Source organism: Kitasatospora sp. NPDC091257 (genome assembly GCF_044757675.1).
GTDB lineage: Bacteria > Actinomycetota > Actinomycetes > Streptomycetales > Streptomycetaceae > Kitasatospora > Kitasatospora lactacystinica.
Genome location: NZ_JBIVVI010001103.1, coordinates 1 through 3,054, shown reverse-complemented (window position 1 = coordinate 3,054; position 3,054 = coordinate 1). Strand labels below are relative to the sequence as shown.

General features: G+C 76.7%; 2 protein-coding genes. One reads left to right on the top strand and one right to left on the bottom strand.

Features of this window, described 5'->3' with window-relative positions:
* Positions 1 to 19: 19 nt before the first annotated feature.
* On the bottom strand, positions 20 to 871 hold the full coding sequence (locus ACIQOV_RS34915) for a universal stress protein (RefSeq protein WP_401054869.1): 852 nt from the start codon (positions 869 to 871) through the stop codon (positions 20 to 22).
* A gap of 392 nt (positions 872 to 1,263) precedes the next feature.
* On the opposite strand from ACIQOV_RS34915, the gene ACIQOV_RS34910 reads away from it, so the two are divergent.
* Entirely contained in the window at positions 1,264 to 2,961 is a 1,698-nt protein-coding gene (locus tag ACIQOV_RS34910; protein ID WP_401054870.1) for a GAF domain-containing protein, read from the top strand.
* Positions 2,962 to 3,054: the final 93 nt, after the last annotated feature.

Sequence of the window (3,054 nt, the reverse complement as noted above, 5' to 3'; positions counted from 1 at the left end):
CCACCGGACGGGCCGTCCATCACCCGTGCGGGACGACCGCGACGGGGGCTTCGGCGTGGTGCAGGACGGCGTGCGCGACCCGGCCGAGCCGGGGCCCGAACTCGACCGGGCGGCGGCCCCGGCCGACCACGACCAGCGCGGCGCCGGCGGAGACCTCGACCAGGGCGCGGGCGGCGCCGATCTGCACGTCCTCGACCACCTCCACCTCCGGGTGCTGCTCGCGCGGACCGGCCAGGGCGAGCGAGAGCAGCTTGGCCTCCAGCGCCTCCAGCTGGGCGAGCTCGGCCGCCGGGACGGCGCCGCCCGCGTAGCCGAACACCGGCGGCAGCTCCCAGCCGTGCACCGCCCGGACCCGGGCGCCGCGCAGGGCCGCCTCGCGGAAGGCGAAGTCGAGCACCTCGGTCTCGGGGGTGTGGGCGTCGACGCCGACCACCACCTCGCCCGCGGCGGCCTCGCCCTCCTCGCGCACCACGACCAGCGGCACGGTGCTGCGCCCGGCCACCGACATGCTGACCGAGCCCAGCAGCAGGCCGGTGAAGCCGCCGCGGCCGCGCGAGCCGAGCACCAGCAGCTCCGCCTCCGCGGCGGCGGCCAGCAGGCCGTCCACCGGTGCGTCCAGGACGGCGTCGGTCTCCACGGCCAGGTCGGGGTGCAGGCCGCGGATGTCCTCGGCGGCCTCGGCGAGGGTGCGGCGGACGGCCTCGGGCAGGTCGTCCGCGTCGGCGAAGGAGGACACGCCGTCGGTCAGCCACGGCCAGGCGTGCACCAGGCGCAGCGAGGCGCCCCGGCGCACCGCCTCGGCGGCGGCCCAGTGGGCGGCCGCGGCGCTCTGCGGCGATCCGTCGACCCCGGCCAGCACGGTTGACGTCATGACTGTTCCTCCACACTGTCGACAGGTCGTCGACGCTCGGCGGTTCGGTGCGGGCCGCGGTGTGCTCTGACGCCCCGTCCGCTCCTCCCCCACCCTGGCAGCGACGCGCGGCCCGGCGGCAGAGGCCTCAGGACCCTGCGCGGCGGGACGAAAGGCCCGCCCGACGGAGCCTACGGCCGACCCCGCCGTCCCCACCACCGACACCGGGGCACTACCGTGAACACGGCAATCCCGCTGGTCGGACGGCACCCGAGTCGGGTCGGGCGGTGGGGGCGGGCGGCCGCGGGGCGGACGGGGCGCGTCCGGACGGTGGACGGGCCGGTCAGGGCAGCACGACGAGGAGGACAGCGGTGGGCGGAGCGGACGGCAGCGCGGCGGGTGGCGGCGCGCGGATGCCACGGCTGCGCCTGGACGAGCTGCTGGAGGAGCTCCAGTGGCGGATCGACGCGGCGCGCGGCACCCAGAACCGGGTGCACAGCCTGTTGGAGGCGGTGCTGGCGGTCGGGCGGGAGCTGGATCTGGCGCAGGCGCTGCACCGGATCGTGGAGGCCGCCGCCGATCTGGTGGACGCCCGGTACGGGGCGCTCGGGGTGATCGGGCCGGACGGGCACACACTGTCGCAGTTCCTGACGGTGGGCCTGACGGAGGAGGAGATCGCCGAGATCGGCCCGCCGCCGTCGGGCCGGGGCATCCTGGGCGAGCTGATCCGCGAGCCGCGGCCGCTGCGCTGCCCGGTGCTGTCCGACCACCCGGCCTCGGCGGGCTTCCCGTCGAACCATCCGCCGATGCACACCTTCCTGGGGGTGCCGGTGCGGGTGCACGGCGAGGTGTTCGGCAACCTCTACCTGACGGACAAGCGCGGTGGGCTGGACTTCGACGAGGACGACGAGGCGGTGATCTCCACCCTGGCGGTCGCGGCCGGTGTGGCGATCGACAACGCCCGGCTGTACGAGGAGGCGCAGCTGCGTCAGCGCTGGCTGCGGGCGAGCACCGAGATCACCCGCAGTCTGCTGTCGGGGGCGCCGCGGCTGGAGGTGGTCGAGCTGATCGCCCGTCGGGCGCGGGAGATCTCGGGCGCCGAGCTGGCGGACGTCTCGGTGGCGCTGGCCGGTCCGGAGGAGCGGGCCGAGGAGTTGACGGTGGAGGTCGCGCTGGGTGGCACGCCGTCCGCGCGGCTGGGGGTGACGGTGCCGGTGGACGGCACGCTGTCGGGCGCCGCGTACGCCTCCGGCTCCCCGGCCACCAGTGACGAGCTGGCCTGCGACACCCGTTTCCCGGCCGGTCCGGCGGGCCGCTTCGACGGGCTGGGCGCGGCGGTGGCGGTCCCGCTGGGTACGGGTGCCGGGTACGGGCGGGGCGTGCTGCTGCTGGCCCGGGCGCAGGGTCGGCCGGCGTTCGGGCCGGAGGAGACCGGTCCGCTGCTGGGCTTCGCCGACCAGGCGGCGCTGGCCCTGGAGCTGGCCGAACGGCGGCGTGACGCCGAGCAGTTGAACCTGCTGGAGGACCGCGACCGGATCGCCCGGGACCTGCACGACCTGGCGATCCAGCGGCTGTTCGCGACCGGGATGACGCTGCAGAGCGCGGGCCGGCTGATCGAGAGCCAGGCCGCGGCGGACCGGGTGGCCCGGGCGGTGGCCGACCTGGACGAGACCATCAAGATCATTCGCTCGACCATCTTCGGTCTGCGCGCCCACAGCGAGCCGGACCGCGGCCTGCGCGCCCGCGCCACCCGGGTGGTCACCGACGCCCAGGGTCCGCTCGGCTTCCCGCCCCGGCTGAGCATGGAGGGCCTGCTGGACACCGACGTGCCGCAGGAGCTGGCCGGGCACGTGGTCGCGGTCCTCGCCGAGGCGCTCAGCAACGCCGCCCGGCACGCCAAGGCATCCCGGGTCGAGGTGACGCTGCGCGCCCTGGCCGGGCGGGTGGCGCTGAGCGTGACGGACGACGGCGTCGGCGTGCCCGAGGGCGGGCGGCGCAGCGGGCTGCGCAACCTGGCCGAGCGCGCCGACCGGGTCGGCGGCTCCTTCACCGTCGACCCGGCCGAGGGCGGCGGCACCCGGCTGGTCTGGGAGGCCCCGATCGGGTCCTGAGTCCCTCCCGCCTCCCGTCAGCCGTCAGCCGTCAGCCGTCAGCCGTCAGCCGTCAGCCGCGCAGGGTGGGCAGGGTGGGCAGGGTGGGCAGGG